Consider the following 18,025-nt stretch of genomic DNA (forward strand, 5'->3'; position numbering starts at 1 on the left):
ACCGGCCGGGTGGCGCTGCGCTGGGCGGCACTCTGCCTGCGCAAGATCAAGGAGAGCCTGACCGCCAGCCGTTGTCCGGCGAATGAGGAGCCGATTCAGGGCACGCTGGTGGGTTGGTGCGCGCAGCGCACCCTAGGGTTTCGGCGCTCCGCCGGTAAACGGATGTCTGGTGCGCATTTGGTCGGCGCAGCCTAGGGTGCGCCGCGCGCACCGCCGATACCCGGTCCCACGGTGGTTAACGGGCCAACCCCGCGCGCAGGCTCAACTCGCCCTCCTCCCCTGGCCGCAGGCATAAACTATCGGGCCCGCAGCTGGCGGCCTCGACGCAGAGAAAACCCAGGCTCTCGTTCCAGCCGACCTCGGTCAGCGGCCGGCTGCCGGGGTGCCAGACCACGCTGTTGGCGCCGCCGCGAGTGTCGATGGCCAGGCGCCGCTGCCAGGGCAGGTCCTGCAGTTGCAGCACGCCGGTGTGGTGGAAGATGCGGTGGCAACCGTCCTCGATGCGCAGCTCGCCGTCCTGGCGGCAGTCGGCACGCGCCAGCAGGTCATGGCCGCTGGCGCCGTCGAGGCCTAGCAGCGCCACCCGCGATACGTCGCTGATCCGCCAGTAGGCATGCAGCGCGTGGCTGAGCCGGCACGGCTCGCTGTCCTGATGACGGGTCACCAGGCGCAGCGCCAGGGTCTCGCCCAGCTCGGCCTCGAGGCGCAGCGTCCAGTCGCACAGCTCGAGCTGCCAGGCCAGCTGCACGCTCTGCTCGCCCCAGTCGCAGGCCAGCAGCTGCCAGTCCTCGCTCAACCGCGCCCAGCCATGGGACGGCCAGCCGCTCTCGCTGGGATGGCGACCAAACCAGGGCCAGCAGATCGGCACCCCGCCGCGAATCGCCGCGCCCTGCGGCCAGTGCCCGGCGCACCACAGCCAGGGCCGCTGGCCGCGCGGCTGAAAGTGCAGCAACTGCGCGCCCTGGCGGCTGAACGCCGCCTGGAACAGGCGGTGTTCGAGCAGCAGCAGCTCGCGCCCCTGGCGCACCGTCCAGCGCTGGCGCGCCAGACCGGGCTCGGCAAAGAGCCCGGCCAGCGGGTGCAGCTCGGCGCCGCCGCTGGCGGCGCCGAAGGGGCGCGAGGCGCTTACCACCAGTGCTCCACCTGCACGCCGAAGTTGTAGCCGTGGCGCGCATTGTCGAAGGCGCCGCTGTCGGACAGCGCCGAGCCGGCCGCCAACTGGCTGGCCGCCTGCTGCGCCGCGCGGTTCCAGCTGGCGTAGGTGTAGTACAGGCGAAACTCCGGGCGCGCCCAGAAACCGGGGCCGGCCGGCGACCAGGTGGGGGCGATGGTGAACTTGGTCAGCTTGCGCGTGCCATCTGTGGCATCGACCTGATCGTGGCCCAGCTCACCGACCAGCTTGAACTGCTCGGTGAAGGCGTAGCTGGTGCGCCCGCCCACCGACAGCCAGTCCTGGTCGTCGCCGTCGGGCCGGGTGTCCTTCTGGTAGACGAACTGCACCTGGCCGCCGAGACGCGGCGTGGACTGCCAGTCGAAGAACTCCACCAGGCGCCAGCTCTTGTTGTCGCGATCCAGGGTGACGTCGCCGGTATAGCCCAGGCCGGTGCCGGGGCCGCGGCCGTACTGCAGGGCGAAGGTGTTGGTGCCGCCGAGGAAATCGCTCTGCTTGTGCTGCGCGGTGACCGCCCAGCCGCTGTTGGCGCCGGTGCTGTCGGGCTTGTCGATATAGCTGACGCCGAACTCCAGTTCGCCGCCCGGGTTGACCTTGAAGCCGCCGACGTTGAAGTCGTGGCGGTTGATGTAGGGCTCCTGAAAATAGCTGTCCTTGCGCGAGAAGGCGTAGCTGTACTTCAGCCCGCCGTACTCGAAGTCCTCGATGCCGGCGCCGGTGGCGCTCTGGTTCCAGTAGTAGAAGTCGCTGATATGGATGTCGTTACGCTTGTAGAAGCGGCGTCCGGCCCACAGCGAACCGCCGTTCAGCGCCGGCACCTTGCTCCATTCGGCGTACATCTGGTTCATCCGCGCGAAGCCATGCTCGCCGGTGAACTCCGGGGTGTGGCCGTACTGGTTGTACAGCTGGGCCATGCCCTCGACGCTCAGCACCGAGCCGTCGTCGAGGGTCAGCAGGTCCTGGCGCAGGTCCAGCTCGATGTACTGCTCGCACTCGTTGCCGAGGCGGTACTTGGACTGCGCGCCGGGCAGCTGGAAGCAGGACTGGGTGCCGCCGTTCTCCGAGCCGCCGGCGCCGCTGCGCATATAGCCGCTGAACTCCAGGGCCTGCACCTGTGGCGCGGCCAATGCCAAGGCCAGTAGAAAGGGTGTCGCGGGGCCGCCCAGGCCGAGCGAGTGGAAGGCAGCTTGCTGTGTGGTCTTCATCGTTGCTCCTGATTGTTTTTATTTTTTACGGATGCTGCGGAATAGCCGCCGCAGCGTCGGCTTTTTCCATTGCCTGGGTGCGCACCCTACGGGATAAGGCGCGCCGATACCGCGGCGTGGCTCAACCTCTCTTCAACTGCGCCACCTTGCCCTCAGCGGCCTGACGCTTTCCCGGACGCAGGCGCTCGCCGCTGCCGGCGTCGAACAGCAGCACGCGGGCCGGATCGAACTGCAGATCGAGGCTGGCGCCGGCCTGCGGCGCGGCGTCCGGCGCCAGGCGGCAACACACCTTGGTCTGGTTGAGGCTGACGAATACCAGGGTGTCCGGGCCGGTCGGCTCGACCACCTCGACCTCGGCGCGCAGGCTCGGCAGCGTCGAGCCGGCGCCGGCCAGCTGGATCTGCTCGGGGCGCACGCCGAGGATCAGCTCGCGCCCTTCCAGCTCCGCCGCCGCGCCCAGGGCCAGCTCGCAGCGCGCCTGCCCGGATTCAAGCACGGCGAAACACTGGCCGTCGCGCAGCTGCAGGCGCAGCGGGATGAAGTTCATCGGCGGCGAACCGATGAAACTGGCGACGAACTGGTTGGCCGGGTCGTTGTAGATCTCCTGCGGGGTGCCGAACTGCTGGATGATGCCGTCCTTCATCACCGCCACCTTGTCGCCCAGGGTCATGGCTTCGATCTGGTCGTGGGTGACGTACACCGTGGTGGTCTTCAGGCGCTGGTGCATCAGCTTGATCTCGGTGCGCATCTCCACCCGCAGCTTGGCGTCGAGGTTCGACAGCGGTTCGTCGAACAGGTAGATCTTCGGCCGCCGCGCCAGCGCCCGGCCCATGGCCACGCGCTGCTGCTGGCCGCCGGAGAGCTGGCCGGGCTTGCGGCCCAGCAGATGCTCGATCTGCAGCAGCTTGGCCACGCGCGCCACCTCGGCGTCGATCTCGGCCGGCGGCAGCTTGCGAATCTTCAGGCCGAAGGCGATGTTGTCCTTCACCGTCATGGTCGGGTACAGCGCGTAGGACTGGAACACCATGGCGATGTCGCGATCCTTCGGGCTCATGCCGCTGATGTCGGCGCCGTCCACCAGGATCGCCCCGCCGCTGATGTTCTCCAGGCCGGCGATGCAGTTCATCAGGGTGGATTTGCCGCAGCCGGAGGGGCCGACCAGGATCAGGAACTCGCCGGAGTCGATGGCCAGTTCGATGTTCTTCAGGGTGTCCGCCAGGCCGCTGCCGTAGGACTTGTTGACGTTGCGCAGTTCGAGGGTAGCCATGGTTATTACCTCAACCTTTGACGGCGCCGGCCGTCAGGCCGCGCAGGAAGTACTTACCGGCCAGGATGTAGACCAGCAGGGTGGGCAGCCCGGCGATCATCGCCGCGGCCATGTCGACGTTGTATTCCTTGGCCCCGGTGCTGGTGTTGACCAGGTTGTTCAGCGCCACGGTGATCGGCTGGGTGTCGCCGCTGGCGAACACCACACCGAACAGGAAGTCGTTCCAGATCTGGGTGAACTGCCAGATCAGGCAGACCATGATGGTCGGCACCGACATCGGCAGCAGGATGCGCGCGAAGATGGTGAAGAACCCCGCGCCGTCGAGGCGCGCGGCGCGCACCAGCGCCTCGGGAATGCTCACGTAGAAGTTGCGGAAGAACAGCGTGGTGAAGGCCAGGCCGTAGACCACGTGCACCAGCACCAGGCCTTCGGTGGTGTTGGCCAGGCCGAGCTGGCCGAGGGTGAAGGACGCCGGCAGCAGGATCACCTGGAACGGCAGGAAGCAGCCGAACAGCAGCAGGCCGAAGAACAGCTGCGAGCCGCGAAAGCGCCACATGGCCAGCACGTAGCCGTTCAGCGCGCCGAGCAGGGTGGAGATCAGCACCGCCGGGATGGTGATCTTCACCGAGTTCCAGAAGTAGCCGCCGACGCCGTCCCAGGCCTTGACCCAGCCGATCAGGGTGAACACGTCCGGAATCGACAGCAGGTTGCCGCTGCGGATGTCGTCCGGGGTCTTGAAGCTGGTCAGCAGCATCACCAGCAGCGGCACCAGGTACACCGCGCAAGCCAGGATCAGGGTGGCATGGATGGCCAGGCGGCTGAGGCTGAAGGCCTTCACCCGGGGCACGGGGCGCGGCGCCAGGCGCGCATCGAGGACAGAATCAGTCATGGCGTTTGCCTCGCAGTTCGGAATACAGGTAGGGCACCAGGATCGCCAGCACCGCGCCGAGCATCAGCATCGCGCTGGCCGCGCCGAGGCCCATCTGGCCGCGGGTGAAGGTGTGGGCGTACATGAACATCGCCGGCAGGTCGGAGGCATAACCGGGGCCGCCGGCGGTCATCGAGGCGACCAGGTCGAAGCTCTTGATGGCGATATGGGCGAGGATCATCAGCGCGCTGAAGAACACCGGGCCCAGGCTCGGCAGCACGATACGCAGGTAGATGCTCGGCAGGCTGGCGCCGTCGACCTGGGCGGCGCGGATGATCGACTGATCCACGCCACGCAGCCCGGCGAGAAACAGCGCCATAACGAAGCCCGAGGACTGCCAAACCGCGGCCATCACCAGGCAGTAGACGACGCGCTCCGGGTCCACCAGCCAGTCGAAGCGAAAACCCTCCCAGCCCCAGTCGCGCAGCAGCTTGTCCAGGCCCAGGCCGGGGTTGAGCAGCCACTTCCAGGCGGTGCCGGTGACGATCATCGACAGCGCCATGGGATAGAGGAAGATGGTGCGGATAAAACCTTCGCGGCGGATGCGCTGATCCAGCAGCACCGCCAGCAGCACGCCGATGGCCAGGCTGATGGCGATGAACAGACCGCCGAACAGCAGCAGGTTCTGGCTCGCCACCCACCAGCGGTCGTTGTCCCACAGCCGCGCGTATTGCTGCAGCCCGACGAAGTTGTAGCTGGGCATGAAGCGCGAGTTGGTGAACGACAGCAGGAAGGTCCAGCCGATGTAGCCGTAGAAGCCCACCAGCACTATGACCATGCTCGGCGCCAGCACCAGCTTGGGCAGCCAGCGCTGCAGGGCGTCCAGCGGTGAGGCTTTGGCGAAGACTGCGTTTGAACTCATGGATCACTCCGTTGTTGCAGGTTGCGCGGTCGGCCCCATTGCCCCTGAGAGAGGGAAACGCGGCGCGGCCGATCCCGTGGCGCAGGCTTGAGGGCATGCGCCTGGGATCACAGGCTTGAAACCGGCGGGTTACACCCGCCCTGGGGGAAGGGCCGCCCAGGCGGCCCGAGCGCTCACTGCACCGCCTGGATCGCCGCCGCCAGTTGCTGGGCGGCGCGCTTGGGGTCGGCCTTGGGGTCGTTGAAGAAGTTGGTGACCACGTCGAACACCGCGCCCTGCACGTAGCTGGAAGCGGCCATGCCGTGCGCCAGGCTCGGCTGCAGACCGCCACCGGCGGCGGCTTCCTTGAAGTCGGCCATGGACTTCTGCGCGCAGGCGTCGAAGCTGCTCATGTCCTGATCCATACGCACCGGGATCGAGCCCTTGTTCTGGTTGAAGAACTCCTGGAACTCGGTGCCCATCACCGTGCGCGCCAGGTCTTCCTGGGCCTTGCGGTTGTCGGCGTCGCTCAGCTTGAACATGGCCAGCGAGTCGATGTTGAAGGCGAAGCTGCCCTGGGTGCCAGGGAAGGCCAGGCACTGGTAGTCCTTGCCGGCGACCTTGCCGGCGGCGGTCCACTCGCTCTTGGCCCAATCGCCCATGATCTGCATGCCGGCCTTGCCGTCGATCACCAGGCCGGTGGCGCTGTTCCAGTCGCGCCCGGCGGCATCGGCGTCGATATAGCCGCGCAGTTTCTGCAGGGCGGCGAACACCTCGACCATCTTGTCACCGGTCAGGGTGGCGCGGTCCTGCTCGACGAAGGCCTGGCGAAAGCCCTCGGCGCCGAGAATGCTGAAGGCCAGGTCTTCGAACACGGTACCGTCCTGCCAGGGCTGGCCGCCATGGGCGATGGCGATGAAGCCGGCCGCCTTGAGCTGGTCGGCGGCGGCGAAGAATTCGTCGAGGGTGGTCGGCGGCGTGGCGCCAGCCTTGGCGAACACTTGTGGGTTGATCCACAGCCAGTTGACCCGGTGCACATTGACCGGCACCGCCACGTAGTCGCCCTGGTACTTCATCACCTCGACCACCTGCGGCGGCAGCAGGCCGTCCCAGTTCTGCTCGGTGGCGACGCCGTTGAGATCGGCGAGCAGGCCCAGCTCGCCCCACTCCTGGATGTCCGGGCCCTTGATCTGTGCGGCGGCGGGCGGGTTGCCGGACACCGCGCGGGTCTTCAGCACGGTCATGGCCGCTTCGCCACCGCCGCCGGCGACGGCGAAATCCTTCCAGCTGTGGCCCTGGGCTTCGACCAGTTTCTGCAGGGTATCGGCGGCGCGCTTTTCGCCGCCGGAGGTCCACCAGTGCAGCACTTCGACTTCGCCGGCGGAGGCGGACAGGGGCAACAGGGCAGCGAGGGAAATGGCGGTGGTCAGGCGAGAGATCGCTTTCATGGGAAGAGACACCTTGTTGTTGTTATTCGCGGGCAAGTCGTGGTGCTTGCGCTGGAATCGAGTCTAACCACGGCCTTGGCCGCGGCGGGTAACGAAGGGATGAAGAAAGGTCACCGAATGGTTACATAAGCGGGCCGCCCCGCGGGCTGGTAGGCTTGCCGGCTTTGCACCACTGCCGGGGAGCACTTCCATGCATGCACTGATCGCCCTCAGCCGCTTTATCGGCAACAGTTTCGCCCTCTGGGTGCTGCTGTTCGCCGTGCTGGCGTTCTTCCAGCCGAGCTGGTTCCTGCCGGTGACGGCGTGGATAGTAGCGCTGCTCGGGCTGATCATGTTCGGCATGGGCCTGACCCTCAAGGGCGCGGACTTCAGGGAAGTGGCGCGGCGCCCGCTGGCGGTACTGCTAGGCGTGCTGGCGCAGTTCAGCATCATGCCGGCGGTGGCCTGGGTGCTGTGCCAGACCTTCGGCCTGCCGGCGGAAATCGCCGTCGGGGTGATCCTGGTCGGCTGCTGCCCCGGCGGCACCGCCTCCAACGTCATCACCTGGTTCGCCCGCGGCGATCTGGCGCTGTCGGTGTCGATCACCGCGGTGACCACCCTGCTCGCCCCGCTCGTCACCCCGGCGTTGATCTGGCTGCTGGCCTCGGAATGGCTGCCGGTATCGTTCGGCGCCATGTTCGTCTCGATCCTCAAGATGGTGCTGCTGCCCATCGTCCTCGGCCTGATCGCCCAGCGCCTGCTCGGCGAACGGGTGAAGACCGCGGTGGAGGTGCTGCCGCTGATCTCGGTGGTGTGCATAGTCGCCATCGTCGCCGCGGTGGTGGCCGCCAGCCAGGGCAAGATCGCCGAATCCGGCCTGCTGATCATGGCGGTGGTGATGCTGCACAACGGCATCGGCCTGGGTCTCGGCTACCTGGCCGGACGCCTGTTCGGCATGCCGCTGGCGCAGCGCAAGACCCTGTCGATCGAGGTCGGCATGCAGAACTCCGGCCTCGGCGCGGCGCTGGCCAGCGCCCACTTCAGCCCGCTGGCGGCGGTGCCCAGCGCGCTGTTCAGCGTCTGGCACAACCTGTCCGGCCCGCTGCTGGCCACGGTTTATCGTCGGATGAGTCAGGATTCCGATAAAAGCGCCAGCTGAATCAAAAACTTCCGTTGATCCGGGGCAGCTTGCCCCGGCCTCGAAGATGTGCAGAATACTGCACGACGCGAGGACGACCTCCGCATTGCCGCAACGGCGATGAACCATCCCGGGGACGGCCCCTTCAGTCCCCACTGGAGGTCATCATGTCCTGGTTCATTCTGCTGCTCGCCGGCCTGTTCGAAGTCGGCTGGGCCGTCGGCCTGAAATACACCGACGGCTTCACCCGTCCCCTGCCCAGCCTGCTCACCGTCGCCGCCATCGTCATCAGCCTCGGCCTGCTCGGCCTGGCCATGAAGGAACTGCCGCTGGGCACCGCCTACGCCATCTGGACCGGCGTCGGCGCGGTGGGCACGGTGATCGCCGGCATCGTCCTGTTCGGCGAATCGATGGCGCTGCTGCGCCTGGCCAGCGTGGCGCTGATTCTCTGCGGCCTGGTCGGGCTCAAGCTGAGCCATTGAGGACGCCCGCTCCGTGGGAGGCGCTTTGGCGACGAATCGCGGCTACGACTGAATGGATGCAGGAGGTAGCGCCGCGCCCGTTCCCTACGGGCTGCGGCATTCACCACATCCCTGTGGATTGCGAAGCAGGATGCCCGAGCCGAAAGCCCCTCCCACCCGACCGTTCGCTACCGCCAATCGCCACGCAACTCCGCCACCTGTGCCTGCAACGCCTCGCGCCGCGCCAGCTCCGGCGCCAGCGGCGCGCCGGCCACCAGGCACACCCGCGACCACAGGCGCTTGAACGGGCCCTTGCGCGGGTCGCGGCTGAAGAAGCTGCCCCACAGCCCGCGCAACGCCATGGGAATCACCGGCACCGGGTTCTCCTCGAGGATACGCTCGATGCCGGCCTTGAACTCGTTGAGTTCGCCGTCGCCGGTCAGCTTGCCCTCGGGGAAGATGCACACCAGTTCGCCGTTGCGCAGGTACTCGGCGATCTTCTTGAACGCCGCGTCGTAGATCAGCAGGTCCTCGTTGCGCCCGGCGATCGGCACGGTGCCGGCGGTGCGGAAGATGAAGTTGAGCAGCGGCAGGTCGTAGATCTTGTAGTACATGACGAAGCGCACCGGCCGCCGCACCGCGCCGCCGATCAGCAGCGCATCGACGAAGGACACGTGGTTGCACACCAGCACCGCCGGGCCCTCGTCGGGGATGGCGTCGAGCCCCTTGTGCTCGACCCGGTACATCGAATGGCCCAGCAGCCAGATGAGAAAGCGCATGCTGAACTCGGGGACAATCTTGAAGATGTAGCTGTTGACCGCCACGTTCATCAGCGACACCACCAGAAACAGCTGCGGAATCGACAGCCCGGCGACGCTGAGAAAAAGGATCGCGACTATGGCCGAGGCCACCATGAACAGCGCGTTGAGGATGTTGTTGGCGGCGATCACCCGTGCCCGCTCGTGCTCGGCGGTGCGCGACTGGATCAGCGCATACAGCGGCACGATATAGAAGCCGCCGAACAGGCCGATACCGAGAATGCAGCCGAGAATCCACCAGGCCTGGCCATGGCCCAGCAGCGCCAGCCAGTCATGCGGCGCGGCGCCCTGGGGAAAACCGCCGGAGAACCACCACAGCAGCATGCCGAACAGGGTCAGGCCGATGGAGCCGAACGGCACCAGGCCGATCTCCACCTTGTGCCCGCTCATGCGTTCGCAGAGCATCGAGCCCAGGCCGATGCCGAGCGAGAACACGGTGAGGATCAGCGTCACCACGCTCTCGTCGCCGTGCAGCCACTGCTTGGCGTAGGCCGGAATCTGCGTCAGGTAGATGGCGCCGAGGAACCAGAACCAGGAGTTGCCCACCAGCGAGCGCGACACCGCCGGGCGCTGGCCCAGGCCGAGTTTCATGATCAGCCAGGACTGGCGCAGGATGTTCCAGTCCAGCGGCAAGCTGGGCATCGCCGCCGCCGCACGCGGGATGCCGAGGCTGGCCAGGTAGCCGAGCAGCGCCACGCCGACCACCGAACCGGCGACTATGGCCGCGTAGCTGCTGCTGGCCATCATCACCCCGGCGCCGATGGTGCCGGCGAGAATGGCCAGGAAGGTGCCCATCTCCACCAGGGCGTTGCCGCCCACCAGCTCCTCCTCCTTCAGGTGCTGCGGCAGGATCGAATACTTCACCGGGCCGAACAGCGCCGACTGGGTGCCCATGGCGAACAGCACGGCGAGCATCAAGGGCAGGCTGTCGAGCAGCACCCCGGCGGCGCCGGCGAGCATGATGAACACCTCGGCCAGCTTGATCTTGCGGATCAAGGCGTCCTTGGCGAACTTCTCGCCGAACTGGCCGCCGAGGGCGGAGAACAGGAAGAACGGCAGGATGAACAGCAGCGCGCAGAGGTTGACCAGCAGATCGCGGTCGGCGCCGGTGTTGAGCTTGAACAGGATGGCGAGAATCAGCGACTGCTTGAAGATGTTGTCGTTGAAGGCGCCAAGCAGTTGGGTCAGGAAGAACGGCAAGAAGCGCTTCTTGCCGAGCAGGGCGAATTGCGATTGTTGGGTCATCGTCCATGGTCCTCGCGGGGCCGGATTGCCCGCACAGGCATTTGACTGCAATTGCCCCGACGAAAGCCACAGGGCAAATGCGATGGCGATAACCACCCGGCGCCATGAGGTGGAGGCCGTAGGGTGGATGTCGCTTTTTACATCCACCAGAGCGGTGGATCGGTGAAGCGTGATCCACCCTACGCAGCGCCCAAAAAAAACGGCAGCCCAATCGGGCTACCGTTCTCGAACTCGGAGAAAACGTCAGTGCCAGGCACTGACTACAACCTCACCTGCACTCCCTGGGGAATGCCTAGCCAGTCTGACAAAAGCCCCGGGCAGCGTCCGTTTAGCTTTGTTACCTGCCTGCAAAGAAATGTAAACGGCGGATGACTGGGCGGTCCGCACCGCGGCACAATCGCGCCATGAACGCCTACCACCCCGCCTGCTGCAGCCCCCTCGACGACCGCGACCCGCTGCCCCGCCCGCTGCCCGGCACGCGGCTAATCAGCACCCGCTTCGACCCGGCGCGACTGGCCGCGGACGACTTCGTCCGCTGCGATATCGCCCCGGTGCGCGGCGTGGCCAAGCGCCAGAGCGAATACCTGGCCGGTCGCCTGTGCGCCCGCGAGGCGCTGCGTCAGCTGACCGGCGTGGCCCGCGTGCCGGCCGTCGGCGCCGACCGTGCGCCGCAGTGGCCGGGCGGCATAACCGGCTCCATCACCCACGGCGACGGCTGGGCCGCAGCGCTGGTCGGCCATGCCCGGCAGTGGCGCGCCATCGGCCTGGACGTGGAGCAGCTGCTGCCCGTCGAGCGCGCCCTGCGCCTGCAGGGCGAGATCCTCACTCCCGCGGAGCTGGAGCGCCTCGACGGCCTGGACGACGCGGCCCGCGCCCAGCGCATCGGCCTGAGCTTCTCGCTCAAGGAAAGCCTGTTCAAGGCACTCTACCCGCTGACCCTGACCCGCTTCTATTTCCAGGATGCCGAAGTGCTCGACCTGGATCAGGACGGCGCGCGCCTGCGCCTGCTGCTCGACCTCAACGCGGACTGGCGCGCCGGCGCCGAGCTGGACGGCCAGTTCGTCCTGTTCGAGGGCAAGGTCTTGAGCCTGGTGGCCGTACCTGCCTTATAAGCGGTGCGCGCGGCCTAGGTGGCCCCGCGACGCCCTACAAGCCGCCCGCCGTCCGTAGGGTGCGCCCTGCGCACCAGGCCCAGCACCGGCCGCTACCCTACTCGCCCTGACGCCGCGGCCACACCAGGCTGAAACGCGCGCCGCCGAGGCTGGCGCTGCAACCGATCTGCGCGCGGCCGCCGTGCCAGTAGATGATCCGTCGCACGATGGACAGCCCCAGGCCATGCCCGCCGGAGGCGCGGGTACGGCTGTCGTCCAGGCGCAGGAAGGGGCTGAACAGCCGTTCCCAGGCCTCCTCCGGCACGCCCGGGCCGTCGTCCTCGACGTCGATGCGGCAGCGCTTGTGGCCCACCTGGCAGCTGATCAGCACGCGCGACTCGGCGTAGCGCATGGCGTTGCTCACCAGGTTCTGCAGCGCCCGGTGCAGGTAGCGCGGCTCGGCTTCGACCCAGCAGGTGCCGTCTTCCTGCACGCTGAGGGTCGCCCCGCGCTCGACCCGCACGCTGGCGCGCAGCGGCGCCAGCTCCTCGATCACCTGGTCGATCAGCGCCTGCAGCTCGACCTGCTGGAAGTTCAGCGCCGGCGAGCCCTGCTCCAGGCGCGCGTAGGTGAGCATCTCGTCGACCAGCTTGTCGAGGTCCTGGATATCGCTGTCCATGCCGTCCATGTACTTGCGCCGCGCCGTCTCGCTGCCCGCATCGGCGATCATCTCCAGGCCGAAGCGCAGCCGCGCCACCGGCGTGCGCAGCTCGTGGGACACCGCGCGCACCAGCTCGCGCTGGATGCTCAGTGAGCTTTGCAGGTGCTCGGCCATGGCGTTGAAACTGCTCGCCAGGCGCCCCACCGAGTCGGCGCCGCGGGCCGGCACGCGGGCGTCCAGGCGGCCGCTGGCTATGCGCGTGGCGGCGCCTTCCAGGCCGCGCAGGCGCTGCTCCAGCGAGCGCACCAGGAGGTAGACGATGAGGCCGATCAGGCTCAGGCCGAGGGCGCCGATCAGCACCAGCAGCTGCGGCGGGTAGGGGTTCATCTGGTACAGCGGGCCGATCTCCAGCACCCAGGGCGTATCGACTATGCCGGAGAACACATGGATGGAGTCGCCGCCCTTGCCGAGGGCCATCACCGTGTCGCCCTCGTCGATGCGGCGACGCTGGTCGAGGTCGAGACCGGCGTCCTCCAGGCGCACCAGACGCAGGTCGAAGCCGAACTGCTTGGCCGCCTTCAGCTCGGCCAGGCGCCTGGGCTGCTCGTCCACCGGGTGGCGGATCAGCTCGTCGATCAGCAGGTAGTTGGTGGCGCGCGCCAGCTGCTCGCTGATCTGCTGGATCTCGCCGGTCAGCAGCAGCGGCTCGTGCTCGCTGAGCAGGCCGTGGACCTTGGCCGAGTGCGGCCCGGTCTGCTGCACCAGGATCTGCCCGCGCTGCAGGCGGTTGCGCGCGCTGCTGTCGAGCTGCGCCTGATCCAGGCTCTGCAGGCTGAGCGGGATGCCGAGCAGGCGCGACCACACCGCCAGGGCGCGCTTGCGCTCCACCTCGTTCATCGGCGCCAGGTTGTCCGCCATCAGGCGGAAGGTGCCGCGCGCCAGGCCCTCGCGGTACTGGTCGGCGCGCACCTCGTTGACCAGGTGCAGGGTGCCGACGCCGAGCAGCGCCACCAGCACCAGGGCGGCCAGCATGCCGCCGTAGATGCGCAGGAAGATGGAGTTCATGCCATGGCCTGCGCCGCCTCGGCGACGAACAGGTAGCCCTTGCTGCGTACCGTCTTGATCAGCCGCGGGTGCATCGGGTCGTCGCCGATCTTCGGCCGGATGCGCGAGATGCGCACGTCGATGGAGCGGTCCTGGCCGTCGTACTCGATGCCGCGCAGGGCGGTGAAGATTTCCTCGCGCGAGAGGATGCGTCCGGCGTTGACCGCCAGCAGCCAGAGCAGGTCGAACTCGGCGCTGGTCAGCTCGATGCCCTGCTCGCCCAGCCAGGCCTCGCGCATGGCGTTGTCGATGGCCAGCGGGCCGAACTGCAGGCGCCGCGGCTCGCCCTCGTCGCGCTCGGCCTCGACGCCCTCGCGACGCCGCAGCAGGGCGCGAATGCGCGCCAGCAGCACGCGCGGGCGCACCGGCTTGCACACGTAGTCGTCGGCGCCCATCTCCAGGCCCAGCACCTGGTCCATGTCGTCGGTGCGCGCGGTGAGCATCAGGATCGGCCCCGGGTAGCCGGCGCGCACCTTGCGGCAGATGCTCAGGCCGTCCTCGCCGGGCAGCATCAGGTCGAGGATCACCAGGTCCGGCTGCTCGGCCAGGATCCGCGCCGCCGCCAGGGCGCCGTCGGCCTCGATGGCCACGCGCAGGCCGTTGCCTTCGAGGTATTCACGGGTCAACTGCGCCAGGCGCTGGTCGTCCTCGACAATCAGGATCTGCCACGCTTCTTGCTCCACGCCCTCATCCTCTCTCGACTGCCGCGACCGGAAAATGCCGGCATTGTAACAACCGCCCAGGCACTGCACAGCTCATGCCATCAAGCTGCAATAACACTAGATGTAGTGTTAACCTGCGACCCCTTCGGCACCCTCGCAAAACCCGCGAGACGCCCTCGCCGGCAACGACGAACGGTCAGAGCCAGGCAGCATGGGGGCTCGCCCGGATGCCGCGCGATTCACCCACAAAACACCCACAAGTTATCCACAGGATGTTCTTGCCCAGCCTCCTTGCATTGCCGCAAACAGCGCACTATCTTGTATCCCCATCGCTCAGCACCCACCAGATGTTGGGTTAACACGGGCCACCGAACACAAGAAGAACGACTCGCGCAAGCCCTTTTCCCAAGCTTGTCCCGGTGTGTCGACCAGCTGTTTATACGCGCGTCCCGGCGGTGCCGGGGCGCAGCCGCAGAGCCGCACCCTGGTGCCTCTGCGTGCCGGTAAGGCCGCGGCCAACGCCGCAAGCCGACCACTATATCTAGTAGGCGGGGTGCAGCACTGCCCCACCGAGACTTTTGCGCCAGGACGGCACTCCAAATCGTGCCCATCCTGACCGCTTTGCAAGTCGCCCGCCTCCGGCCTCGTGCCGCGTGCGGTGCAGTTGTTGAAATGGAATGAACGGTGGACATGGCACGGCATCTACTGCTGTGGCGTCCAACAAACAAATGACAGAACACGGAGATCCCCATGCATACCGACACTTCTCGCGAGAACTCGCCGGCCAGCGTGCCGCAGGGCGCCGATTCCACCCCGGATCTGGCCGCCACCGCGCCCGGCCAGCTGCGCGTGATCAAGCGTAACGGCACCGTCGTCCCCTACACCGACGACAAGATCACCGTGGCCATCACCAAGGCGTTCCTCGCAGTGGAAGGCGGCACCGCCGCCGCCTCGTCGCGTATCCATGACACCGTCGCGCGCCTGACCGAGCAGGTCACCGCCACCTTCAAGCGCCGTATGCCGTCCGGCGGCACCATCCATATCGAAGAGATCCAGGACCAGGTCGAACTGGCCCTGATGCGCGCCGGCGAGCAGAAGGTCGCCCGCGACTACGTGATCTACCGCGAAGCCCAGGCCGCCAAGCGCAAGAACGCCAGCGCCGGCGAGATCGCCCAGCCGCACCCGAGCATCCGCATCACCGCCGCCGACGGCAGCCTGCAGCCGCTGGACATGGGCCGCCTGCAGACCATCATCAGCGAAGCCTGCGAAGGCCTGGCCGAAGTCGACGGCGCGCTGATCGAGCGCGAAACCCTGAAGAACCTCTACGACGGCGTCAATGAGAAGGACGTCAACACCGCCCTGGTGATGACCGCCCGTACCCTGGTCGAGCGCGAGCCGAACTACAGCTACGTCACCGCCCGCCTGCTGATGGACAACATCCGCGCCGAAGGCCTGAGCTTCCTCGGCGTGGCCGCCAGCGCCACCCACCACGAAATGGCCGAGCTGTACGCCAAGGCGCTGCCGGCCTACGTGGAAAAGGGCGTGGAGTTCGAGCTGATCGACGCCAAGCTCAAGGGCTACGACCTGGCCAAGCTGGGCGCCGCGATCAACCACGAGCGCGACCAGCAGTTCACCTACCTGGGCCTGCAGACCCTGTACGACCGTTACTTCATCCACAAGGACGGCGTGCGTTTCGAACTGCCGCAGATCTTCTTTATGCGCGTGGCCATGGGCCTGGCCATCGAAGAGCCGAAGAACCGCGAAGACCGCGCCATCGAGTTCTACAACCTGCTGTCCTCGTTCGACTACATGGCGTCGACCCCGACCCTGTTCAACGCCGGCACCCTGCGTCCGCAACTGTCGTCCTGCTACCTGACCACCGTGCCGGACGACCTGTCGGGCATCTACAGCGCCATCCATGACAACGCCATGCTGAGCAAATTCGCCGGCGGCCTGGGCAACGACTGGACCCCGGTGCGCGCGCTGGGCTCCTACATCAAGGGCACCAACGGCAAATCCCAGGGCGTCGTGCCCTTCCTCAAGGTGGTCAACGACACCGCCGTGGCGGTCAACCAGGGCGGCAAGCGCAAGGGCGCGGTGTGCGCCTACCTGGAAACCTGGCACATGGACATCGAGGAATTCCTCGAGCTGCGCAAGAACACCGGCGACGACCGCCGCCGCACCCACGACATGAACACCGCCAACTGGATTCCCGACCTGTTCATGAAGCGCGTGTTCGACGACGGCCCCTGGACCCTGTTCAGCCCGAGCGAAGTGCCGGACCTGCACGACCTCACCGGCAAGGCCTTCGAGGAGCGCTACGAGTACTACGAAGCCCTCTGCGAGTACGGCAAGATCAAGCTGTTCAAGACCATCGCCGCCAAGGACCTGTGGCGCAAGATGCTCTCGATGCTGTTCGAGACCGGCCACCCCTGGCTGACCTTCAAGGACCCGTGCAACCTGCGCAGCCCGCAGCAGCACGTGGGTGTGGTGCACAGCTCCAACCTGTGCACCGAGATCACCCTGAACACCAACAAGGACGAGATCGCCGTGTGCAACCTGGGTTCGGTGAACCTGGTCAACCACATCGTCGACGGCAAGCTGGACACCGCCAAGCTGGAGAAGACCGTCAAGACCGCGGTACGCATGCTCGATAACGTCATCGACATCAACTACTACAGCGTGCCGCAGGCGCAGAACTCCAACTTCAAGCACCGACCGGTCGGCCTGGGCATCATGGGCTTCCAGGATGCGCTGTACCTGCAGCACATCCCCTACGGCTCCGATGCCGCCGTCGAGTTCGCCGACAAGTCCATGGAAGCGGTCAGCTACTACGCCATCCAGGCCTCCTGCGACCTGGCCGACGAGCGCGGCGCCTACTCCACCTTCGAGGGTTCGCTGTGGAGCAAGGGCATCCTGCCGCTCGACTCGCAGCAGATCCTGATCGAGGCCCGCGGCCAGAAGTACATCGACGTCGACCTGACCGAGTCGCTGGACTGGGCGCCGGTGCGCGAGCGCGTGCAGAAAGGCATCCGCAACTCCAACATCATGGCCATCGCGCCGACCGCGACCATCGCCAACATCACCGGCGTGTCGCAGTCGATCGAGCCGACCTACCAGAACCTCTACGTGAAGTCGAACCTCTCCGGCGAGTTCACCGTGATCAACCCCTACCTGGTGCGCGACCTGAAGAACCGCGGCCTGTGGGACAGCGTCATGGTCAACGACCTGAAGTACTACGACGGCTCCGTGCAGCAGATCGAGCGCATCCCGCAGGACCTGAAGGACCTCTACGCCACCGCCTTCGAGGTGGAGACCAAGTGGATCGTCGACGCCGCCAGCCGCCGCCAGAAGTGGATCGACCAGGCCCAGTCGCTGAACCTGTACATCGCCGGCGCCAGCGGCAAGAAGCTGGACGTGACCTACCGCATGGCCTGGTACCGTGGCCTGAAGACCACCTACTACCTCCGTGCCCTGGCCGCCACCAGCACCGAGAAGTCCACCATCAACACCGGCAAGCTCAACGCGGTGTCCAGCGGTGGCGACAGCGGCCTTAGCGCCGCACCGGCCAAGGCCCCGGAGCAAGCCGCCCCGGCGCCGGCACCGGTACCCAAGGCCTGTGCCATCGACGAGCCGGACTGCGAGGCGTGCCAGTAAGCGCACGCATCTGAGCGGCGCCCGCGTCGTTGCCTGGCAGGTCGGCCCCCATCACGTACAGTCGTACGCTCAGGGGCTCCGACCTACCAGGCGCCTAGCGCTCACTCGCTCAGCTACGCGCTCGACCGTCGAGCCCAAAGCACAGATCCAAAGCAACACACCTCTCCCGCTTGCGGGAGAGGGTTAGGGAGAGGAAAAAGCTGTTCTATTGCGCCCTGTAGCAGCGGCTTCAGCCGCGCATCTCGCGGAACGCCCCGCTGCTACAGCAACCAGAACAGCCCCTCCCCACCAATTCCCGCCCCTCCTCCCCACCGGGTCGAGGGGCACCGGCCAGAGCGGCAGGCCACCC

General features: G+C 67.0%; 13 protein-coding genes. 4 read left to right on the plus strand and 9 right to left on the minus strand.

Annotated elements, in window-relative coordinates; all coding sequences use genetic code 11:
• Positions 1 to 235: 235 nt before the first annotated feature.
• The 6 genes from AC1G9C_RS17350 to AC1G9C_RS17375 form a co-directional block, all read right to left on the minus strand.
• Positions 236 to 1,132, minus strand: coding sequence for a D-hexose-6-phosphate mutarotase (locus AC1G9C_RS17350; protein ID WP_480408308.1), 897 nt, complete (start codon positions 1,130 to 1,132; stop codon positions 236 to 238).
• A complete protein-coding gene (locus AC1G9C_RS17355; protein WP_397496472.1) occupies positions 1,126 to 2,376 on the minus strand; it encodes a maltoporin in 1,251 nt (416 codons plus the stop codon). The genes AC1G9C_RS17350 and AC1G9C_RS17355 overlap by 7 nt, the downstream gene beginning before the upstream one ends.
• 121 nt (positions 2,377 to 2,497) lie before the next feature.
• Entirely contained in the window at positions 2,498 to 3,643 is a 1,146-nt protein-coding gene (locus tag AC1G9C_RS17360; RefSeq protein WP_457789813.1) for an ABC transporter ATP-binding protein, read from the minus strand.
• A gap of 10 nt (positions 3,644 to 3,653) precedes the next feature.
• Positions 3,654 to 4,532, minus strand: coding sequence for a carbohydrate ABC transporter permease (locus AC1G9C_RS17365; protein ID WP_397496470.1), 879 nt, complete (start codon positions 4,530 to 4,532; stop codon positions 3,654 to 3,656).
• A complete protein-coding gene (locus AC1G9C_RS17370) occupies positions 4,525 to 5,433 on the minus strand; it encodes a carbohydrate ABC transporter permease (RefSeq protein WP_480408309.1) in 909 nt (302 codons plus the stop codon). The genes AC1G9C_RS17365 and AC1G9C_RS17370 overlap by 8 nt, the downstream gene beginning before the upstream one ends.
• Before the next feature lie 173 nt (positions 5,434 to 5,606).
• A complete protein-coding gene (locus AC1G9C_RS17375; RefSeq protein ID WP_480408310.1) occupies positions 5,607 to 6,860 on the minus strand; it encodes an ABC transporter substrate-binding protein in 1,254 nt (417 codons plus the stop codon).
• A 190-nt stretch (positions 6,861 to 7,050) separates the two neighbouring features.
• Between AC1G9C_RS17375 and AC1G9C_RS17380 the strand changes: the two genes are divergently transcribed.
• Positions 7,051 to 7,998, plus strand: coding sequence for a bile acid:sodium symporter family protein (locus AC1G9C_RS17380; RefSeq protein ID WP_480408311.1), 948 nt, complete (start codon positions 7,051 to 7,053; stop codon positions 7,996 to 7,998).
• Between the two features lie 146 nt (positions 7,999 to 8,144).
• Positions 8,145 to 8,459 (plus strand): quaternary ammonium compound efflux SMR transporter SugE, encoded by a 315-nt coding sequence (sugE, locus tag AC1G9C_RS17385; protein ID WP_480408312.1) that lies wholly within the window; start codon positions 8,145 to 8,147, stop codon positions 8,457 to 8,459.
• Between the two features lie 167 nt (positions 8,460 to 8,626).
• Here the strand turns inward: sugE and AC1G9C_RS17390 are convergent, their stop codons facing one another.
• Complete coding sequence (locus tag AC1G9C_RS17390; protein ID WP_480408313.1) at positions 8,627 to 10,501, minus strand: MFS transporter; 1,875 nt, start codon at positions 10,499 to 10,501, stop codon at positions 8,627 to 8,629.
• A gap of 404 nt (positions 10,502 to 10,905) precedes the next feature.
• Here AC1G9C_RS17390 and AC1G9C_RS17395 point away from each other — a divergent pair, with 404 nt between their 5' ends.
• Positions 10,906 to 11,613 carry a 4'-phosphopantetheinyl transferase family protein gene (locus AC1G9C_RS17395; protein WP_480408314.1) on the plus strand — a complete coding sequence of 236 codons (708 nt, stop codon included), beginning with the start codon at positions 10,906 to 10,908 and terminating at the stop codon, positions 11,611 to 11,613.
• A gap of 97 nt (positions 11,614 to 11,710) precedes the next feature.
• Here the strand turns inward: AC1G9C_RS17395 and AC1G9C_RS17400 are convergent, their stop codons facing one another.
• Both AC1G9C_RS17400 and AC1G9C_RS17405 read right to left on the minus strand, forming a co-directional pair.
• Positions 11,711 to 13,318 (minus strand): ATP-binding protein, encoded by a 1,608-nt coding sequence (locus AC1G9C_RS17400; RefSeq protein WP_480408315.1) that lies wholly within the window; start codon positions 13,316 to 13,318, stop codon positions 11,711 to 11,713.
• Complete coding sequence (locus tag AC1G9C_RS17405; RefSeq protein ID WP_122107433.1) at positions 13,315 to 14,040, minus strand: response regulator; 726 nt, start codon at positions 14,038 to 14,040, stop codon at positions 13,315 to 13,317. The genes AC1G9C_RS17400 and AC1G9C_RS17405 overlap by 4 nt, the downstream gene beginning before the upstream one ends.
• Before the next feature lie 729 nt (positions 14,041 to 14,769).
• Here AC1G9C_RS17405 and AC1G9C_RS17410 point away from each other — a divergent pair.
• A complete protein-coding gene (locus tag AC1G9C_RS17410) occupies positions 14,770 to 17,676 on the plus strand; it encodes a ribonucleoside-diphosphate reductase subunit alpha (RefSeq protein ID WP_457789797.1) in 2,907 nt (968 codons plus the stop codon).
• Positions 17,677 to 18,025 lie beyond the last annotated feature (349 nt).

It is taken from the genome of Pseudomonas sp. ABa2, assembly GCF_056676075.1.